The following is a 21,031-nucleotide window of genomic DNA, read 5'->3' on the forward strand; positions in this document are numbered from 1 at the left end:
TGTAGATGTAAAGATAGCCTACGAATGGGAATCGGAATCGAGAGAATCATCTAGCAAGGCTGCCTAAATGCTTCCACACATGTTGATGATGCCTCAAAATTCTCATACTAACCTCCACCACTTAATTTAGTATAAAAGCAAATAGAAAAGGCTGGTAAATCCACTTTACCAGCCTTTATCAGCTATAATTTTTTTTGAACAACGAAATCGTTTCGTCTACAGCAACTATTTCGTCTTGAAGTACTTACCCGGAGCAAGCTTCTTGCCAGAAACAGAACGTCCAAGCAGGTTCACCGTTCTACCACCCTGAAGCTGTTCCGGACGAGTCAAAGTCTTCGACTTAAAGCCATCCGGTTCCTTATCCTCAGAGGAACTGGAAGAAGAGGTGTCCGCAGAAGAACTAGAAGATGCAGGAGCTTCAGCAGGTTCAGCACCAATGCGATACACGTCCTTGATATCAAAGCCAACAACATCCACGTTGGGGCCTCCATCAGATGTAAGCGAAGTAAACTTCAAGTCGAAATCACAGGCATCCAGCCACACGTCATCCACATAGACCGTATCCCAGGTATCCCAGTTTGCACTAGGCGGGAATTCCACTTCGTACGTTTTAGCATCCACCTGAACACTCATCTTACTTGTAGTGGTTTTACCATTGCAGTAACGAATAAACATTCTTGCATTGGAAGCAGACTGATAAGAAGTCATCTTATAGGTAGCATAACGGCCCGTAGCATTATCAAAGTTGAAGAAGCCCTTTCCAGCAAAGCCTACATGATTAGCTTCGGTCCATCCCTGAACATCTTCACCAACATCAGGATAAGACAAATCGCTTACGCTAGGCCAGGCATCCGTTCCTTTAAGAACTTCAAACTTCACCACAGAGCTGCTAGAAGTTGTGCCTGGATTTGCACTGGAACTGGAGCCAGCAACCGGCGTATTTTCGCTACCATGAGCAGTAGTCACACACTGGGCACCACCTTCGAACATAGCCGTATAGGTAATATCGCGGTAAGGCATTTTTACCTTATAGTAGTTGGAATCCGCAGTCACCTTCTTACAATCATCATCAGCCCAGTACTGGAATTTCTTGCCGAAACTACCTGGAGAAACATGAAGATTCAAGGCTGCTCCACCAGGCAAATTCTGGTTATGAGTAATCAGGCCACTACCAGAAATATTAGCCTTTACGGTAAGCTTATAGGTCGGAGCAATGGCACCCACCAAGGTCGTCAAGGCAGCCTTTTCAGAAGCATTCACAGAAGAACTATTCAAGTTTTCATTAAGTCCTTCGGTAATCAGCTGGGCATGAACCACGGAGCCGGATTCCTGGAAATGAGTGGTACCATCATTGGTCACACCATTGGGATAGTTAGGATATTCTCCCGGCAGGAACATCTTGAAGATGTAGCGGGAAATATAGGCGGAACTGACCTGCTTGTACAGATTATAAGTCTTGGTGGTCAGATCTACGAAAGGAACGCCATTCTTCTGGGCCACTTCCTTAATCTTATCCTTTACAGGATATTCCTTATTCTTGTGAGCAGCATCCGTAAGCTCGTTGTCGAATACGTTTCGAGGATATGTGTTCAACATCAACGGGCTCATCAGCACAATGTGCGCACCCTTGCTCTTGGCGCCATCCACATATTTCTGGAACCAGTAAGCACTGGAGTCAATGGGTACGTAACGATCAGCCTTGGAATAGTCGCGGTCGTTTGTTCCCATCTGTACGAAGATATAATCACCCGGCTGAGTCGCCTTCAAGACAGCATCCAAACGACCATCGTTAATAAAGGACTTGGAACTGCGACCACCAATAGCATAGTTAATCACCTTCACTCGAGACTGGTCAAAGAAGGGAGCTAAGACCTGACCCCAACCTGTTTGGGGGTATGCATTATCCTTGTAATCGCAAACAGTGGAGTCGCCAATCACATGGATGGTAAAGCTTGTAGTGTCACTTACCGCAACACTTGTAAAGAGTGCGGCAGCAGCAAAATACTTCAAGAAAGTTTTCACGGATCCCCCCCCTACTTTCTCACCATGGTCTGGCGAATCATCTGGAGACCCTTACGGATAACTACATGGTAGAGACCATTGGACTTAACCATCTGATTCAATTCCTGATTGGAAAGGCCACTGCCAATCATCATCTGACGACGAGCAATCAACTGGCCCTGCATATTGAAGATGCTGACATCAGCATTTTCCATTCCAGAAAGGTTGATATTCTTGGTCAAAGCATCTGTTTCGCTTGTATCCTTAGCTGTAGTGTCTTTAGCCGTAGTATCTGCAGGAACGACCTTGTTGGTATCCGGACGGGTAGCGCCCTTATACACAACACCCTTCATCTCAAAACCGAACATATCGATATTGGGGGCTCCATCAGAAGTCATGGAAATAATCTGAAGAGTTCCTTCACCCTTTGGAGTCATAATCTCAGTATAAACGGTATCCCAAGTATCCCAACCATTAGGAGGACAGGACACATAATAATCATGGTCCAAATACACGTTGATCAATCGATCTGTCTTACCACCATTAGCATAGACAATAGCAAGAGTTGTTGTTGCCGCTTCGGGGAAATCTAGATCGTAGCTAGCAAAAGACTGGTTGTTATTAGCAAGATTAACAAAGCCTGTTCCCGTAAAGCCCAAATGATTTGCCTCAATAAAGCCTTCATTCATCGTTACGGAATCTTCTGCCTGGAACAAGCTATTAAACTCAATGGGGCCAAGTACCTTTTCATCTTCGACAGGCTGACTTGTATAGCCTTCGGGCTGGAAAGGTAAGCCATTCAATTTCCTAGTAACATCAACGCTGAACTGTGTTACAGCGCCGCCATTTCCCGTATATTTCTGGGCGCTACCACCTGCATAGACTGCAGTATACTGGGTAGACTTATTCCCCATCTTGAAGGTATAAATGTAAGGGGATTTTACTTCGGACCTTGCATTTCCAGAAACCTTGTTACCGTTACCATCATACCAGCCCACAAAAGTGTAGCCAGCCTTGGGCGTAGTCTTCAAGGTTACCATCATGCCTTCCGGATAGTAACCGCTAGCAGTTGCTGCAGTTGCAGCACCTTCCGGGCTAACCTTCACATCCACCTGATACATGGGCTTCAAAGCTTTGGACAGTTCCTTTACCTTGGCATCGCTATGGAATCGAAGCTGTTCAGTCACAATTCGTCCAAAGGCGTTGGCACCCATCTGCTGCAAATGCTGATTATCCGTCTGCACACCACTCGTCGAATATTCACCTTCGTCAATGAACATATTCAAGTAGTGATTTGAATAGTACTGACCAAGGCTCAGCAAGTAATTTCTAGACAGAGTATCTAAATCAATAAACGGAACCTTCAAAGAACCAGCCAATTCGCGCATATAAATCGGATAGGCATGATAACCTTCGTAAACAGAGTCTACGCTGGTAAAATTAGAGCGACGGATGGGAGAAATCAAAATGGGATAAGCACCCTTCTGCTGAGTTTCCTTGACCATGGCAGTCACCTTGGTCTTGAAATTTTCTTCACCAGTCTTATAACCATTATCGTTGGCGCCGATCATGATCATCACATAGTCGCCAGTCTGCACCATGTCTCTAATAGCCTTGTCAAAGACATACTTTCCGTTACGGTCCGTACCGCGAACAGACCAGAAGCCGTCATAGTAACTTACTGACGTTGTACCACCACGACCAGCATTGAAAACCTTGGCTAAACCAGAATCAAAGAAGTAGCCAAAATCCTGACCCATTCCCTGCTTTGGATAATAACCAGAAGCCCAGTCCTGCATGGTGGAATCGCCTACCAGGTAAATTGTAACAACAGCATTTGCTGCGGTAGCGAAAACCATGGAAGCGACTACAACGCCCTGCCAAATTTTGCTAAAAAATCCTTTTCTCATATACCCAAACTCTTTTTAAAAATCCCAATTACTTATTAAGAAAAGTTCCCTTAGAAACAATCACTCCATCAACATCAACCTTCACAAAGTACTTACCCTGAGGCAGCATTTCGCGATCGATGACCACCATGTTCAAGCCCTCGTTCACATGGGTGTATACGCTTCCCACCACATGGCCGCGCATATCGTACACAACAACCTGTGCGCTGCCGGAACGATTGGAGCGGAGCACGCCTGTATTCGGATTATATGCATTTACACCGGGAACGCCTGCAATGGAAATTCCATCAGGAATGGTATCCTTACCCAGTTCAGGAAGTTTCTGGTTATTATAGAGTTCAATGCCGTCCATACCAAAGGTAAAGGTATCCACATTGGGGCCACCATCAGAAGATGCAGAAACCAATTTTAGAGTATTCTTACCGGCCTTAAGAGCAACATTTACAGTCACATCCTTGTAAGTGGTCCAGCCGGTAGCAGCGAATTCCACCGTACCTGCAGACTTGTCATTTATGTACAGAGTCATGTTGCGGTTTGCAGTTCCGCCGTTGGCGAAGCGAATCGTCAGAGTAGTCTTCACATCCTGGGGAGAGAAGATTTCCCACACACCGTAGCTACCCATGCTATTGTCAAAATTGTAGAAACCATCCTGTTCATAGCCAGCATTGTTCGTTTCGCAGGCAAAGCCTTTACCTTCAACAGGCTTGCAGATTTCCATAGAAGACTTACCATCCTTAATGACGGGATAATCTTCAGTAGGATCCGGAACGGAAACAATAGGATCCCCCACAATCTGGATTTCGGGAGCGGCCAATTTCTTCACAGCATCCGGCAGGTAGTAACCGAGGTGCGGCGGCTGGTTGTAAGCAGTGTTCTGCCATGCGATTGCAGTACGGTAAACAGCATCATGCATCAAGGTATAGACGCGATAGGGAGAAGTTACCGGAGTAGACACAATGTAAAGTACGGTCGGATCGTTTGCATTACGAACCACCAATTCTTCGCGCCAGTCGCCGAAGAGATCTGCAACAAGGCTCGGAGTATTCTTGGTGCCGTTACAACCGGTTGCGCCAAGTGCGGTAGGACCATCGAAATAAACCTCAGACTTACCCGCAGAAGAATTGAACTTGGTCACATAGGCGCCATCCAAAAGTTCATCCTGAAGGTCCCCGTCAAAGTATATACGGAAGTTGGTGGAAACCGCCGGAGAGCCCATGGACTTGCCCTTGATATCGTGCATGCCGCCACTCTTGCTGGACCAAACTTCAAAACCACGATGCGTAGAATCAATGTCAGCAGCCATACCACGGCCATTGTCCACACCAGGATTGGGCTGCGGCGTACCCCAAATAATTTTTCCATCGGGGCCACGAACTTCATCGGTATACTTGGCATCGGTATGCTCATGCACATCGAAAAATTCCAGGCCCGGAAGATCCGGATCCAAGTCAGACAAATGACCTGCATCCCCATGGCCCAACTGAGTAGAATAACGAAGAGTACCGTCATGATTTAACGCAGCACCGCCAAACACGATTTCATCATAGCCATCGCCATCAATATCACCAGTTACAATGTTATGGTTGCCCTGAGCATAAAGACCTGCACCCGGATCTTCGGACTTATGGTACCAACGCTGCTTCAGAGTCTTGCCATCAAAATCATAGGCAACAACGTAAGAGGAGGAATAGTAGCCACGAATAAAGATTGCACTGGGATGGATACCATCCAAGTAGGCAGTTGCAGCAATATAGCGTTCGCAGCGGTTACCATAGTTATCGCCCCAATAGCCCTTCTTATCAACACCCTTTACATGCTGATTGATATTACGGCTAGGAACAAAGTCAATGGAAGTAATCGCAGCACCATCAGCACCACGGAAAACAGTCAGGTATTCGGGACCGTCAAGAACAGTTCCACCAGAATTGCGGTAATCCTTGGACTTGTCACCAATAGCCTTGCCCGTACCATCAATAGTACCGTCGGCGGTCTTCACGATCATTTCGGCCTTGCCGTCACCATCGTAGTCATAAACCTGGAACTGGGTATAGTGAGCACCGGCACGGATATTCTTGCCCAAGTCAATGCGCCACATACGGGTGCCATCCAGCTTGTAGGCGTCAATAAATACGGTACCCGTATAACCTGACTGGGAGTTGTCGTGGGCATTTGAAGGATCCCACTTCAAAATCAGTTCGTATTCGCCATCCCCATCGAGATCGGCGGCGCTCATATCGTTAGGCGTATAAGTGCAGGTAGAGCCGTCCGGCATGGTCTGCTTCGCAGGAACTTCAAGCTTGATAGTCTTGTACGGGAAGGAATTTCCGGTATTTGCAACAGTCTTGTCCAATACAACGGAAAGTCCGGCCTTTGCGCCTTCCTTGCCGCCAATTACAGCGGAAACCTGATATTTGGAAGAGGCCTTGCCATCCTTATCCAAATAGTTGGTACCCTCGGTTCCCTTGATAGAGGCAATTTTATCGCCATCGCGGTAAAGGTTGAATTCCGTAGCCGGGTCGTCGGTACCCAGCAAACGCCAGCTCACCAGCATTCCCTTCCCTACGTTAGAGGCAACTAGACCTCGAGTCAGATTTTCCATCTGCTTAGGGGCAGCGAAAGCCAAACCATTCATGCTCAAAAGAGCAGACCCAATCAGTAATGCCTTAGAAATTTTACGCATACACATCCCACACGTTATAACTGTTGACAATTAAAAGCCTAAACTGTAGACAAATATATACTAAAAAAGTCTACATTTCACATTGTAAGGGTAAAATATTTTTGATAGATAATCCACAGCACCGCTATAAGCCTATTTTTCTCACATTTATTTTACCGATACGTGACAAAAAGTTTACATTTTAATAAAAAGAGCCTAAATCGAAGCGGTTTTCAATCATTCTGGATTTTTATGATACCCGAACTCGTATCGTCAGTATTTGCCGTATTTCTTCTAGTCCTTCTTATAAGGGTCCTTTACCGCGTATGGCCCAATCGAAAGGATTCCCCCTCCCAAGGGATATACGCAAACTTTGTACTTGCGGCACTCATTCTGGAAGCAGAAACAATTCCCGACTTATTACTTCTATGCGGGATTTTCCAATTAAATAAGATTGCCGCCTCCATTTTCTATACGACAGAATTTACTCTTATCGCCTTGGTCGCATACCAGTGGTTCAAATATTTCGTCACCATCCAAAACGAAAAAAAAGTTTTCACCCGAAAAAGGAACATCCTTTTTGCGATTCCGACAATTATCGTCTTCATCGCAGCAGCTTCCTCCTACTGGACTAACGCCCTGTTTATAACAGAGTTCACCGATGGCCAATACTATTACCTGAACGGAACCCTACCTTGGATCCAGTACATCCCCTACATTTACATACTTGCAGGAATGGGGCTCATCTTTAAGCAAGCGGTAAAGGACAACCGGGAAAAAACAAGAAAAAATTTATGGTTCATATTCACATTTACATTTCCTTGCGCTATTGCAGTGGCCTTCCAGACTTTAGCGGGAATTGACTACGGTTTTACACAAGCGGGAATTTGTCTTGCAGTGTACCTGTCCTACGTGGAATTATACATCGAAGAGATCAAGGAAGCGAAACGTCTAAAAGATATAGACGAAATCAACGCCAAACTGAAAGACGCGAATCAGGCCAAGACAAGATTCCTCTTTAACATGAGCCACGACATTCGCACTCCCATGAATGCCATTATCGGCTACACAAGCCTTATAAGCAAAAATATGAGTCATCCGGAAAAATGCCTGGACTACATTTCCAAAATTGACAAGTCCAGCCAGTACTTGCTCTCCCTCATCAACAATGTTCTGGAAATGGCAAGCATTGAAAGCGGAACCATCACAAATGACACCAAGACTTGCAATATCTACACGATCAAGCAAACCCTGGACACCATCTTCGGTGAACAGATGAAGAAAAAATCGATTGATTTTTCCGTTAACGTCGATATTCAGCACACCAATATCATCATTGACGAAGTAAAGGTCCGTAGCATATTCCTCAATCTGATTTCTAACGCCTATAAGTACACCTCTGCGGGTGGATCGGTCACAGTCACCATTCGAGAATTTTCGTCCGAAAAGGAAAACTGCGGCCTATTTCAAATCATTATCTCCGATACTGGAATTGGAATTTCAAGAGAATTCCTCCCCCACCTGTTTGAGGATTTTGCCCGAGAGAAGAATTCCGATAGAAACAAGATCGAGGGAGCCGGTCTCGGAATGTCGATCGTAAAGAATTATGTGGAACAGCTGGGCGCAACTATATCCGTAGACAGCGAAGTCGGGGAAGGCACGACCTTTACCATCACCCATCCAGCCGTTCCTCTAGCCCAAAACGACAAACCCGCAGTACAAGAAAAAGTCACAAGCACAACCCCTCGCTTTGACGGGAAAAGAGTGCTCATTGTCGAAGACAACGATCTTAATGCCGAAATTGCATACGAAATTTTGAAGGGTCTGGGAATCCAGGTAGAACGAGCCGAAGATGGCATCCAGTGCATTCACAAGCTGAACCAGGCTAGCGACGGATATTATGATTTGATTCTTATGGATATACAGATGCCTAACTTAAACGGCTATGAAACCACAAGAGCCATAAGAAGTACAATGGATGGAAAGAAATCTGAACTGCCCATTCTAGCCATGACGGCGAACGCATTCAAGGAAGACCGGGAGGAATCCGTGAAAGCCGGCATGAACGGACACCTGGCAAAGCCCATCAATGTAATTGAGCTGACCAAGGAACTTACAAGGAATCTAAGATAATGCCAATCGTTCTATATTCAGTCATTGGTCTTTTGGCACTAGTGCTACACATCGTAATTAACTACGATGAGATCAAAAATTCTGTTCCCACTCAGGACGGGAAAAACTATCGAAGATTCCTTATAGGTGTTTTCTTCTACTATGTCGTAGACTCCCTGTGGGGATTGATTGCTGCGGCACAAAGCACCCTGTTACTCTATGCGGACACCGTTCTATATTGTGCCGTAATTGCTCTTGTAGTATTACTCTGGTGCCAATACGTCATTTCCTATTTAAACATCAGGACTGCATTCGGAAGAGTTCTTAAAATTCTAGGAACAATCTTCTGTGTGGCTGCAGCGGTTACACTTATCGTAAACCACTTCTACCCTATCTTCTTCTGGATTGACGAGAATGGCGGTTACCACACCAATATTTTCCGCTACGTTTCTGTAGCTGCTCAGACAACCTTATTTGCAATCACCACATTCAAAGCACTTGTCGCTGCAGGCAAGTCAAACAGTTCAATCAGACGTCATCACGTTACCATCGCCTGCTTTGGCATCGTCATGATTGCAGCCGTTCTTACTCAATTCTTCCATACCCTATTCCCTTGCTACACGATAGGACTCCTTGTAGGAACCAGCATCCTCCATGTATTCATCCTGGAAGACCAGAAGGACATGTTCCGATCGAAGTTGGAAGAAAGTAGCCGAGTTATTGGCGCCGCTGGATACGGCATCTGGAAGTTTACATTTGACCAGGAAGGCAAGGTCAACGGATTGACCGGCGACACCATCTGGAAAAAAATCTTCGGACTGGAACACAAGAAATTGTCTCCCGAAGAAACCTACCAGTATTATACGAGCAGACTTTCCCAAAGTACATTGGAAGAAATCAAGGATGACTATACGGACATGCGAGAGGGCGCAGTCACCTCCCGTATATTGGAATGGAATCACCCCGAAAAAGGCCTGCTTTACTTATCCGTAGGCGGGACAAGATTGGAAAATGCGGATGGCTCGGTATCCATTTCTGGATTTATCGGAGACATCACAGAACAGAAACGTAAAGAAGCTAAACTGAATGAAACCTTGTTAAAAGCAAAACAGGACGCCGAACGAGCAAACCAGGCAAAATCCCGTTTCCTATTCAACATGAGCCATGACATCCGTACTCCCATGAATGCAATCATCGGCTTTACGGACTTACTGAAAAAGAATCTGGGCAACAAGGAAAAATGCAATGACTATCTGGAAAAAATCCAGAATTCCAACAGTTTCCTTTTAAGCCTCATCAACAACGTTCTGGAAATGGCTCGTATCGAAAGTGGAAAGGCTACGTTAAATTTGGCGGTTCACGATACAAGTGTTTTCATTCAGGGTTTCCGCAACGTCTTTGAAGAACAGATGAAGCAGAAAAACATCGCGTTCACGATTGACGTAGATGTAAAGCACAATTTTCTCTATACAGATGCCCTAAAGGTTCGTGAGATTTACCTGAACATTCTATCCAACGCGTACAAGTACACTCCCGAAAACGGAAAAGTTTCCGTATCCATCAAGGAAGTGCCTTGCGAAAAGGATGGTTACTGTACCTACATCGGAACCATATCAGACACAGGCAAGGGAATTTCACCAGATTTCCTCCCTAAAATATTTGAGGAATTTTCCAGAGAAAGGACATACACCGATAGCAAAATCGAAGGTTCCGGACTTGGGATGCCAATCGTGAAAAAATATGTGGACCTAATGGATGGAACGATCAACATAGAAAGCGAGATTGGAAAGGGAACTACGATAACCATTGTTACAACCCACAAAATCGCAGAGTCCGACCATGAAGAAAAGCAACCGTTTTTCAACATAGACAAAACGATCTTCAAAGGCAAACGAGTCCTTCTGGCAGAAGACAATGACCTGAATGCAGAAATTGCCATAGAAGTTCTTCATGATCTAGGATTCCAGGTGGAACGAGCGGAAGACGGACTTCAATGTCTCGTTCTTCTCGGAAAAAACGAGCCCAATCATTTTGACATCATTCTCATGGACATACAGATGCCCAATATGGATGGATATCGGGCAACTGAAACGATCCGCCAGATGAACAATCCGGCAAAGGCAAACACTCCCATTTTCGCAATGACGGCCAACGCATTCGAGGAAGACAAAATTGCAGCCATTGAAGCCGGTATGAACGGACATCTAGCAAAGCCGATTGATGTACAGGCCTTGGTAGTAGAACTTTACAGGATTTTCAAAGACAAATGACAAACCAGCACAAGATTACCCGCGAGATTATAAAGGAACAGCAAAGAACAGGAACGCTACTTCTTGTTGTAGTCCTATTACTGGAATCCATATTTCTCTTTACTTCCTACAAGAGTACCGAGAAACAGATTAAGACGGAAGCGAAAGCGCATGCCGAGGAAATCGCATCCACCATTAATGCAGAACTGAATAACGCTTATGAAACCACGGAACTCCTGAAAGACCTCCATCAAGTCTATGGGGATGTGTTCCTTCAAGATTTTGACCGAATCTGCGAGGAACTGACAAGGGACAATCTGGCTATCGGCAGCATGTATTTCGCCCCCAAGGGAATCATCAAGTATTCCTATCCCCATACCGTCGATAACGCCACATCGGATTTCGAAATGATAAAAGACCCGATTCAAGGTCCTAAGGCTCAAAAGGCCGTGAACGACAAACTTCCAACCATCGCAGGACCGCACCACCTCGTGGAAGGTGGCGAGGGATTCATTGTACGTACTCCCATTTTCAAGGACAACGACTTTATCGGTTTTTCCATCATTGTCATTGACAAGCAAATTCTTATTGATCAAATCCAGAAGAAAAACAAATATCAAGCATTCCGCTTTGCCGTCTGGAAGAACGAAGACCCTACCGCAGTTCTTGATGCCAACGGTTTTATCCTATCCTCCGACAACAAGCCCGTTTCTAGAGATATCCAGACGAGTTTCAACGTTCTGAACGACATCTGGTATATATGCCTTGAACCTAAGGACGGTTGGAACGTTTGGGGGTCCATGAAAATTCCAGTAGCAATTTCCCTTATCGTTCTGCTGATTTTATCATTCTTCTACTACATGCAGCTTCTATCCTGGAGACGTAAGCGTCAGCTGCAGATGGAACGTTTATCCAACAAGGCCAAGAGTCAGTTTCTCTTCAGTATGAGCCACGATATTAGAACGCCCATGAACGCAATCATCGGCTTCTCCGAACTGATGAAGAAAAATCTGGATGACAAGGAAAAACTTGTCGATTATCTCAATAAGATTAACGCTTCCAGCAGTTTTCTCCTTTCCCTAATCAATAACGTTCTGGAAATGGCCCGCATCGAAAGCGGTAAAGTTACCCTGGACGAAAACATGATTAACACCCAGAAATTTGAAGACATTACCGAGGCCGTTTTCACGGACCAGGCCCGCAACAAGGGAATTCAGTTCAGTAACAATTACCATTTGATCCACGAATACGTCATTGGCGATGAGATGAAGGTGAGGGAACTCACCCTGAACATCATCAGTAATGCCATCAAGTACACCCCTGCGGGAGGTTACGTCAAACTGAGTCTAATCGAATCCGAAAACAAGAAGCCCGGCTACACCACCTTTACCGCGATTTGCGAGGATTCCGGCATCGGGATCAGCAAGGAATATCTACCCCATATCTTTGACGAATTCTCCCGAGAAAGGAATTCCACCGACAGCAAGATTTCCGGTACTGGTCTAGGCATGCCCATTGTCAAAAGGCTTCTCAACCTGATGAACGGAACCATCGACATTGAAAGCGAGGTTGGAAAGGGCACGAAGATAACCATTGTCCTCCCCCTCCGCCTCCCCACGGAAGAACAGATGGCCGCAGCAAGACAGGCAGAAACCCAGTCACACGGCAACACCATTCATACGGAAATGTTGAACCGCGCACCAGTCAGCGATAAAATTTTCAATGGGCATCGTATTCTTCTTGCAGAAGACAATGACTTGAATGCCGAAATTGCCATCGCCATCCTGGAAGAAATGGGATTCATCGTAGAACGAGTCTCCGACGGCATCCAATGCGTACAGACTCTCAGCCGTCAGGATAACGGATTTTTCGACGTCATCCTGATGGATATACAAATGCCCAATATGGACGGCTATACCGCCACACGCTCCATCCGGACCATTAACGACCATAAGAAGTCTGACATTCCCATCATCGCCATGACCGCCAACGCCTTCGAAGAAGACCGGGAAAAAGCTTTTGAAGCGGGAATGAACGACCACATTTCTAAGCCTATTGACGCCAATAAATTGGCAATAGCCCTTGAAAAAGTGATAAAAATCTAAAAAAACACAAAAAAGAGAAGTTTTTTGTAAGTTTTGTTCCTATTTCAAAATCTTTTACTTATCTTAAACTTGGTGACGACTGTAAAGTTACGCAAACGGACAATTATTAATGCTTAAGAGCGAAATTCTTATTGTAGACGATTCAGAAATCAACCGCAGTATGCTGCGGCTGATGTTGCAAGAAGAATACGAAATTACAGAAGCAGAAAATGGCGCAGAAGCACTCGCCATCATCCAAAAAGGCGACCACATTTTCCGTCTCGTCCTCCTGGACCTGGTCATGCCTGTCATGGATGGCTTCAGTTTCCTTGCAGAACTGCAAAAAGAAAAATTGCAGTCCCCGTTACCTATCATCATCATTTCTGGCGACAATTCGGAAGAAGCCCTGGACAAGGCCTATGGCCTTGGTGCAGTGGATTTCTTTACCAAGCCCTTCAATCCCAGTATTGTAAACCACCGCGTACAGAACGTCATTTCCCTATACGCCCATGGTTACCGAGACAAGTTGACTGGATGTTACACCCGTAACGGCTTTATCCAAGTTTCGGAAAACTTCATCCAGACTGTCGAGGACCCGACTCTTTACTCCATCATCCTCTATGACTTAAAGAATTTCAAGGCAATCAACTCCGTATATGGAGTTGAAGGGGGTGACTTCGCACTCAAGTATACCAGTAACGGAATCCAGAACAGCGGTCTTGCCCCACTGTTTGTAGCCCGACTGGAAGCAGACCACTTCGCCTGCCTAGCCGAGAGCAAGAACATCGACTTTAACGCCATGATGGAAGATAACGGCGCCCAGGTAGAAGTCAACGGACGTCCTATGCAGATTCGCTTCCGCATGGGCGTTGCCAAGGTGGACTCCAGAGCGCCTATTACAGGCTTTATGGACAGAGCCAAGCTGGCCATGAACTATATCGAAGACGAATACCTAAAGCCCTATGCCGAATTTGACGAGAAGATGGCCGAAAACTATGTCAATGCGGCAATGGTTACTTCCGACTTCGAAAATAGCCTGGAAAACAACGAATTCAAGGTTTACTATCAGCCCGTCATGGAAGCGGCTACGGGTAAAATTGCCTCTGCAGAAGCCCTGATTCGCTGGATTCATCCTAAGCGCGGCTTTGTCCGCCCGGACTTGTTTATTCCTGTCCTTGAAAAGGACGGCTACATTTCCAAACTGGATCTTTTCGTGGATCTGAAGGTTCACTCCGTCGTTAAGGAATGGAAGAAGCAGGGACTCCCCACCGTGCCAGTTTCTGTCAATCTTTCCTGGATGGATTTTTACGATGCAGACATGATTCGATTCATTCTGGACCGTCTTGAGTCCAACAAAACCGAGCCGGGCGAAATCCGTTACGAAATCACGGAATCATCCTTTGCCGCCCTCAAGGAAAACCACGACGAAGTGCTTAAGGACATGCAGCGTCTTGGCGCCTGGCTTCTGATGGACGACTTCGGCAGCGGATACTCTTCACTGGGAATGCTCATGAACTACAAGTTCAATATCCTGAAGATCGACATGAGCATCGTCCGCAAGCTGGAAGAAAAACCCGAAGTGCCTCATATTGTGGAATTGATCATTAACATGTGTCACCACCTGGGAATGAAGGTCGTTGCCGAAGGCGTAGAAACCGAAAGCCAACTGAACTTCCTGAAAAATGCAGGCTGCGACTACATTCAAGGCTATTACTTTAGTAAGCCTCTTCCCGAAGAGGACTTCAAGGCGTTCCTGGCCAAGAGCAAGGAAGACGGAAAAATTATTGAGAATTAGAAGGAGAACAAATGGATATTAAGGAACTCTATGCCAAGATCGGAGGGAACTATGAGGACGTCCTTGGACGTCTGATGAAAGATTCCCTGATCGAAAAATTCGCTTTCATGTATTTGAAGGACACTTCCTACGAGACACTCATTGCGGCAATCGATGCGGGAAACATTTCAGATAGTTTCCGGGCAGCCCACTCCCTGAAGGGGGTTTCCGCAAATCTCGGTTTCGAGGAACTGCGCAAGGCTGCGTCCGACCTGACGGAACAGCTCCGCCCCCAGACCACCCCTGCAGATGCAGCCATGGTAGAAGCCGTTAAAACCGCTCAGGCGAAGGTTCTTGCGGGTCTTAAGGAATTCCAGGGCGCATAAATCCGGTTTTTCTGCTTTTTTAGGGAAAACAGCTCCGAAAAGGGCTGTTTTTTCTGCTTTTACGGATTTTGAAACAACCTGTTACTCCTTTATTTTTAAATTTTAGACATGCCCGAATGGTTTAAAAATTTCTCCTGGGAAAGGATCTTCGACGCCCTCGCCGAAAAGTCCCCTGTACCCATCAAAGTTGCGGTAACCGCCGGCAAGTCCTTTCTGTATTACCACGGTCTCACCCGTGCAGCCGCCCTGACTTATACGACCTTCCTTGCAATGGTTCCCCTGCTCATTATGCTGACCTCCATTACGATTGCGGTTGGCATGGGCAGTTTCATGTCCGACTACATCCCCCACATTATCGACATGCTTCCGCTGGACTGGCCCACCGAGCCTCTGATCGAGTTAATCAAGAATGCAGAGACGATTCCCATTGGACGTCTCGGAATTATTGGTGCAGTAGGTCTTTTCGTTACGTTCATCCTGGCATTTGGCAGTCTGGAATCCAACTTCAACGTTGTTTGGGAAAACAAGATTTCTAGAACCCTGATTCGCCAAATCGAGATTTACACCCCGTTCTTCCTCCTGGTCGCCATTACCATCGGCCTTTATGCCGGTTTTGTAAATCACGTACAGAACGTGCTTAATGAAATCGTGGTGGACGGCCTGCACTTCACGCCTGAAGTGACCAAGACCATGATCAACGTCTTCTGGACCATTACATTCCATGCGGCAGCACTGCTGTTCATTTTCTTAATGTTGTACGCCCTGCCCTCCAGACCTAAGATCAAAGGCAGGCCCTATACCAACAAGAAACTTCTGGTTTCGTCAATCGGTGTTACAGCACTTGCCTGGGTCTGCATCATCGTCTATGTAAAGATCCTGGTGCTCATCCAGACCACCTTGGTCACGAGAATGTCCATTTTCTATGGATCCTTGGCATTTATCCCCCTATTGCTACTCCTGGTGTTCGGTGTGTGGACCATTATCCTTTGCGGAAACAGCTTGGTTTGGACCATCTGTTTCTGGCCGGAAGCAGGAAGAAGAATCTGGAACTGGAGAGGAGGTTCAAGCAACCTATGAGAAAGATCAACCTGGTAAAAGCAGCTGCAATGGCACTTTGCCTTGCTACCGTATCCCATGCAGAACTCCGTTCCGCATCCTTTACTCCCGAGGAACCTGAAAAAAAAACATGGTCTGCATTCCTGGGTGTGGATGGCGGTAACGCCCTGATTGCCCGTGACGGCACCATCTTTACCAATCTCCGTATCGGTATCGAATGGAACCCCATGATTTCTACAGGTTTATTCGCCACGCTGTTCGTGGACAACGTGCTGAACCATCATGTTCACCCAGCCCAGATGCTGAACTACAAGGCATATGGTGCAGTGATCGAAGTAACCCCCTTCCGCAGAAACCTTTTCTCCATCTCTATCCCGGTAAAAGTTGCCGGTGGCGTCGTTAACGCCATGGATCGTGGCGAAGGCGCATTCTCCCCGGAAGACTACTTCTTTACCGCAGATGCAGCTCTGCACTTCAACTACCGCATTACCAAGATGCTGGAAGTTTCCGTTGGCGGTGGCTACAGGGCCTTCGCAGGAATTGAAGAAAACAACCTGGAAAATTCCGACTTCAACACTCCTTTTGGTGAACTGAGATTTACCATCAAGGAGTAATATGACACGAGGGGGTTCCCCTCGTGCACCCCAAAAAAGGGCTACGGCATCACAAGCAGAGCTTGTTTGCCTTGCCCTTTTTGTTTGAGGGAAAGCGAAGCTTCCGCCTCAAAGATTATGGAATGAAACATTAGGTTTGATTAGGGTATTTTGAGATACATCAAAAGGACTTGGGATTGACTATGGATATGATTTCTCTTCGCGGATGTAGGCTCCACAACCTGAAGAACGTGGATGCCCAGTTCCCGTTGGGAAAGATTACCGTCGTTTGCGGCCCTTCCGGTTGCGGAAAATCCACACTAGTATTAGATACCCTCCACGGGGAAAGCAAGCGTCGCTATTTAGAGACGCTTTCTCCTTTTGCGTGCGAATTGCTGGGCGGCCGCAGAAATATTCCTCTGGATAGTGCCGAAGGTTTATCCGCTAGCTTGGCCATTGGGCCGAGCCACGGTGAAGCGCCTGCGAAAGCTTACGCCTTGAGCATTTCCGAATGCGATAGCGCATTGAGAACTCTGTTTGCAGCCTTTGCGAAGCCGGCCTGCCCTGTGTGCGGCAAGCCCATGGAAAGTATCAGCCGCGAAGAAATCATCAAGCAGATCGCCAGCAGACCAGAGGGAACCAAACTGCAGTTTTTTGCCCGAGTTCCGTCCACCGGCCAGTCGCTGGACAAGTTGTCCGCAGTATTCCTTGCACAGGGCTACACCCGAGCCATAGCCGACGGAGTGGTTTACTCCCTAGCCGATTTGACCGACGCAGAAAAGGAAATCTGCCCCAAGGAATTTTTCATCGTCGTAGACCGCGTCATTGTCCGCGAAAACACGAGAACCCGAATTGCAGAAGCCGTAGATGGTGTTTTGAGGCTGACCCATTCGCACTTGACGCTGGACGAGAACGGCGCACGAGTTGAATTCAGTACCGTGCCCTGCTGTAAGGAACATGGGGCTCCCGAAATGGCAAAGACACTGGAAGCCGCAGACTTTTCACCCTATTCCAGAGCAGCCGCCTGTACATGCTGTGGCGGAAAGGGAATCGCCAGCGAGGATGTCGGCGATGACGAAGATTGCACCGAATGTCCGGAATGCGGCGGTCTGCGCTTGAAGAAGGAATTCCTGAATGCCACCATTGAGGGCATTACCTGGGCCGAAGTTCTGACAACGCCCTTCTCCCTGCTGGAGAAAAAAGTCCGCGAGCTTTTCGAGGGACGCGTCAAGCAGAACCTGCTCCCTACCCTAAATAGTCTGCTGGACCGCATCGAGGCCATAAACGAACTGGACATCGGCTACCTGACCGCAGGACGTTCAGGCGTAACATTGTCCGGCGGCGAAATGCAGCGTCTGCGATTGGCCAGCCTTTCTACCGGCCACCTGAACGGACTTTTGATTGCGTTGGATGAGCCGGCCAGCGGCCTCCACCATACGGATGTGGACGCCCTCTGGAAAGTGCTGAAAAAAGTCCAGTCCCGAGGCAACACCCTGGTTTTGATCGAACACAATCCCGGCATTATTGCAAAGGCAGACTGGATTATTGAAATGGGCCCTGGCGCAGGTGAAAATGGCGGCGAAGTTCTGTTCATGGGTCCTGCTAAAGACGTTTTGAACAATCCCGCCTCCCCCACAGGAAACTGGATCAAGTATTTGAGAGGAACCCGCGCAGAACGTCATCCTGAGCGGAGCGCAGCGAAGTCGAAGGATCTAGCCATCCCCGTTCGCGATTTTGCCCTCTTCGACATGAAATCCGTTTCCGCCGATTTCCCTCTAAAGAAATTCAGCGTCATTACAGGTCAAAGCGGCAGCGGAAAATCCACCCTCATGTTCAGGAACCTGGCTACCCGAGCCAAGGCAGGCGAATTCGCCCCGCTTGGCATTGATGCCTTGTCCATCCTTTCCACCGGGGATTTCCACGGGAACCGCCGAAGCACCGTACTCAGCGCCATCAACATGGGAAACCTCCTGCGAGATCTTTTTGCAAAGCTTCCCGAGAGTAAGGTCCGTGGGTACGCCGCAGGCAAGTTTGCTACCCACGCTGCAGGCGGCCGCTGCGAAAACTGCAAGGGCGAAGGCGTCATTCTGGACCCCTCCGGCTACGAAGAAACGGAATGCCCCGTCTGCCTGGGCAAGCGCTTCCGCGACGAAGTTCTTGAAATTCGATTCAAAAGCCTTTCCATCGCCGACATCCTGGACATGGAAATCGGCAACGCCTACAAGCTATTCGCCAATATGAAACCCTTCGCCGACAAGCTGAAACCTCTAGTGGATACAGGCTTGGACTACCTGCGTTTAGGACAAAGCACCGCCCACATGTCCGGCGGTGAACGCGCCCGCCTGCGCCTTTCCATCGCACTTGCCAGAGCAAAGGCTCCCAACACCTTATTCTTGTTTGACGAACCTGCCCGCGGCCTCCATCAGGTAGACATCCAGCACCTTCTGGAACTGATCAAAGGTCTCACCGAGGCCGGCCACACCGTCGTCGCCATCGAACACGCCCAAGACTTCGTCAACGCCGCCGATTATGTGGTGGAATTGAGTAGATAAAAAAATTCTAGCCGATTTCTCAGCTAGAACCACAACTTTCAAGTCGTTACAAAGATAAAGATTTTCTCAAGATTTATTAGGGCTGTTCCTTCTGAATCTTAAGGACTTCTTCAAGAGGCAGATCGTTATCTTCGGCGATTTCTTCTAGCGATAGCTTGCCGCGTTTCAGAGCCTTGATTACAGCGGAACGTTTAGCTTCTGCAAAGCCTTCAGCCTACGTCAGCAATGTAATCCACATGGCGCAGGGTAAAGGTGTCTCTTGGAACCTTGCTCTGCAAAGTGTGGCAGGCCGTGTAGAAAACAAGGCGATCCTTGAAGGTTGAATTTCCCTTGTGCTGCACCTCGATAACAATGCGGTTCTTGTCGAGATCCTCTGCAACAAGATCCGAAGTCACTCCTGCATCATTTTTGCATACTGGTTTCTATTCATTTTAACCTCTTTAAGGTTTGAAATTTTAAGGGTTCATGACAACATATCACACCCAGAAACCTGATGCGAAGTCTCGCTGTATCGCTGGCGCTTGCTAGAGAAACGCCTGAGGGCGTTTCCCTAGTTGGAGTTCTGGAGACAGCGAACAGAGAAACCGTAGTCCTTACCGTAGTAGCCCAGGTAGGCACTGACGTCGTAGTAGTACAAGTACATGCCGTAGGCGCTGTCGCTATCATTCTCGCGCTGTGTGGCAGACCAGAAGTAAGCGCGGTAACCGGCATCGTCGAAACCGCTTTCGCCGTAGTAGTAGCTGTAGCCAGCAGGGAGAGCGGAAAAGCCAGAAGCATTAGTCCCCTTGTTTTCGTTTGAACTTGGATTCCAACCATCTACGGTCTTCAGTTCAACTCCGGCACCATAGTAATCCCAAAAGGTTGTGTAGTCATCAACACTAGTTGCCATCGGCTTTACCAGCTTCTGCCAATCTTCCTTTGTCGGCAGGTGCCAACCTGCGGGGCAAACGCCTTGAACTATGCCACTAGGATTGCAGCTATTACCATAAGCACAGCTTGCATCGTCCATGGCAACTTCCCAGGTGTACAGGCGACCATACTTGTCGCAATTTGCACTTTCATTATCATAGCAGCCGCTCCATGCGTAATCGCCCATGTCAGATACATCACCCGGGTCGTAGTTCAAATTCTCGGCCATCCAGGTCTGGCAGTTTTCATCGTTCTTGTCGCAAATTTTGACGGTCTTGTAGACCTGGCCGTCACGTTCATCAGTAAACTCGCCGTAGTCAATATCTGGATTCAAGTAGGCCCATGCAGCCTTCATAGAAGAACTGCTTGCAACAGAGCTGCTACTCTTTGCAGAAGAACTGCTAGATCCTTCGACTCCGGCGCTGCCTCCGCTCAGGATGACACTGGAGGAAGAAGAGTCGTCATCATTAGCCGGTCCGTTTGAAGATTCGCCGTCGCCACAGGCGGCAAGACCCAAAGCCAGTGCAAAGGCGCCAACTGCAATCGCACTAAATCCAAAATTCGGCTTCATATTTTTCATAGATTCCTCAAACCACCCGTTTTTCAAACGCGGATTCTCATCGTCAAGTAAATCCGATCTAGGCTGAAAACAAAAAAAATCCCTAGAAAGTGAATTCTAGGGATGGTTAGGTTTCTAACTTGCGTTTTCGACCAAGAAAAGGACAAGCGATGAGACTTAACCGAGA

Annotated in this window: 13 protein-coding genes; 8 read left to right on the plus strand and 5 right to left on the minus strand. The window is 47.3% G+C overall.

Annotation, left to right across the window (positions count from 1 at the left end):
* Positions 1 to 225: 225 nt before the first annotated feature.
* Genes BGX12_RS13760 through BGX12_RS13770 form a run of 3 tightly spaced genes read right to left on the minus strand, consistent with a single transcriptional unit; the run spans position 226 to position 6,591 of the window.
* A complete protein-coding gene (locus BGX12_RS13760; protein WP_109736616.1) occupies positions 226 to 2,022 on the minus strand; it encodes a GDSL-type esterase/lipase family protein in 1,797 nt (598 codons plus the stop codon).
* 11 nt (positions 2,023 to 2,033) lie between these two features.
* On the minus strand, positions 2,034 to 3,911 hold the full coding sequence (locus BGX12_RS13765; RefSeq protein ID WP_109736617.1) for a GDSL-type esterase/lipase family protein: 1,878 nt from the start codon (positions 3,909 to 3,911) through the stop codon (positions 2,034 to 2,036).
* 28 nt (positions 3,912 to 3,939) lie between these two features.
* Positions 3,940 to 6,591, minus strand: coding sequence for a carbohydrate-binding protein (locus BGX12_RS13770; RefSeq protein ID WP_199220790.1), 2,652 nt, complete (start codon positions 6,589 to 6,591; stop codon positions 3,940 to 3,942).
* Between the two features lie 231 nt (positions 6,592 to 6,822).
* Here BGX12_RS13770 and BGX12_RS13775 point away from each other — a divergent pair, with 231 nt between their 5' ends.
* The 8 genes from BGX12_RS13775 (at position 6,823) to BGX12_RS13810 (ending at position 19,376) form a co-directional block, all read left to right on the plus strand.
* Positions 6,823 to 8,703 (plus strand): ATP-binding protein, encoded by a 1,881-nt coding sequence (locus BGX12_RS13775; RefSeq protein ID WP_109736619.1) that lies wholly within the window; start codon positions 6,823 to 6,825, stop codon positions 8,701 to 8,703.
* Between the two features lie 41 nt (positions 8,704 to 8,744).
* Positions 8,745 to 10,952 carry a hybrid sensor histidine kinase/response regulator gene (locus BGX12_RS13780; RefSeq protein ID WP_158278265.1) on the plus strand — a complete coding sequence of 736 codons (2,208 nt, stop codon included), beginning with the start codon at positions 8,745 to 8,747 and terminating at the stop codon, positions 10,950 to 10,952.
* Complete coding sequence (locus BGX12_RS13785) at positions 10,949 to 13,036, plus strand: response regulator (protein ID WP_109736621.1); 2,088 nt, start codon at positions 10,949 to 10,951, stop codon at positions 13,034 to 13,036. Before BGX12_RS13780 ends, BGX12_RS13785 begins: the two co-directional genes overlap by 4 nt.
* A gap of 109 nt (positions 13,037 to 13,145) precedes the next feature.
* Positions 13,146 to 14,810 carry an EAL domain-containing response regulator gene (locus BGX12_RS13790; RefSeq protein ID WP_109736622.1) on the plus strand — a complete coding sequence of 555 codons (1,665 nt, stop codon included), beginning with the start codon at positions 13,146 to 13,148 and terminating at the stop codon, positions 14,808 to 14,810.
* Between the two features lie 11 nt (positions 14,811 to 14,821).
* Positions 14,822 to 15,175, plus strand: a complete 354-nt coding sequence (locus BGX12_RS13795; RefSeq protein ID WP_109736623.1) for an Hpt domain-containing protein — start codon at positions 14,822 to 14,824, stop codon at positions 15,173 to 15,175.
* A gap of 108 nt (positions 15,176 to 15,283) precedes the next feature.
* Entirely contained in the window at positions 15,284 to 16,252 is a 969-nt protein-coding gene (locus BGX12_RS13800) for a YihY/virulence factor BrkB family protein (protein WP_109736624.1), read from the plus strand.
* Positions 16,249 to 16,845: a hypothetical protein gene (locus tag BGX12_RS13805; protein ID WP_109736625.1), complete on the plus strand. Its 597-nt coding sequence runs from the start codon at positions 16,249 to 16,251 to the stop codon at positions 16,843 to 16,845. Before BGX12_RS13800 ends, BGX12_RS13805 begins: the two co-directional genes overlap by 4 nt.
* A gap of 182 nt (positions 16,846 to 17,027) precedes the next feature.
* Positions 17,028 to 19,376: an ABC transporter gene (locus tag BGX12_RS13810; RefSeq protein ID WP_109736626.1), complete on the plus strand. Its 2,349-nt coding sequence runs from the start codon at positions 17,028 to 17,030 to the stop codon at positions 19,374 to 19,376.
* A 209-nt stretch (positions 19,377 to 19,585) separates the two neighbouring features.
* On the opposite strand, the gene BGX12_RS13815 is transcribed toward BGX12_RS13810, so the two are convergent.
* Together BGX12_RS13815 and BGX12_RS13820 are read right to left on the minus strand one after the other, a co-directional pair.
* Complete coding sequence (locus tag BGX12_RS13815; RefSeq protein ID WP_109736627.1) at positions 19,586 to 19,771, minus strand: hypothetical protein; 186 nt, start codon at positions 19,769 to 19,771, stop codon at positions 19,586 to 19,588.
* 155 nt (positions 19,772 to 19,926) lie between these two features.
* On the minus strand, positions 19,927 to 20,865 hold the full coding sequence (locus BGX12_RS13820; protein WP_146196360.1) for a fibrobacter succinogenes major paralogous domain-containing protein: 939 nt from the start codon (positions 20,863 to 20,865) through the stop codon (positions 19,927 to 19,929).
* Positions 20,866 to 21,031: the final 166 nt, after the last annotated feature.

This window comes from Fibrobacter sp. UWR4, assembly GCF_003149045.1.
In the GTDB taxonomy this organism is placed as follows: domain Bacteria; phylum Fibrobacterota; class Fibrobacteria; order Fibrobacterales; family Fibrobacteraceae; genus Fibrobacter.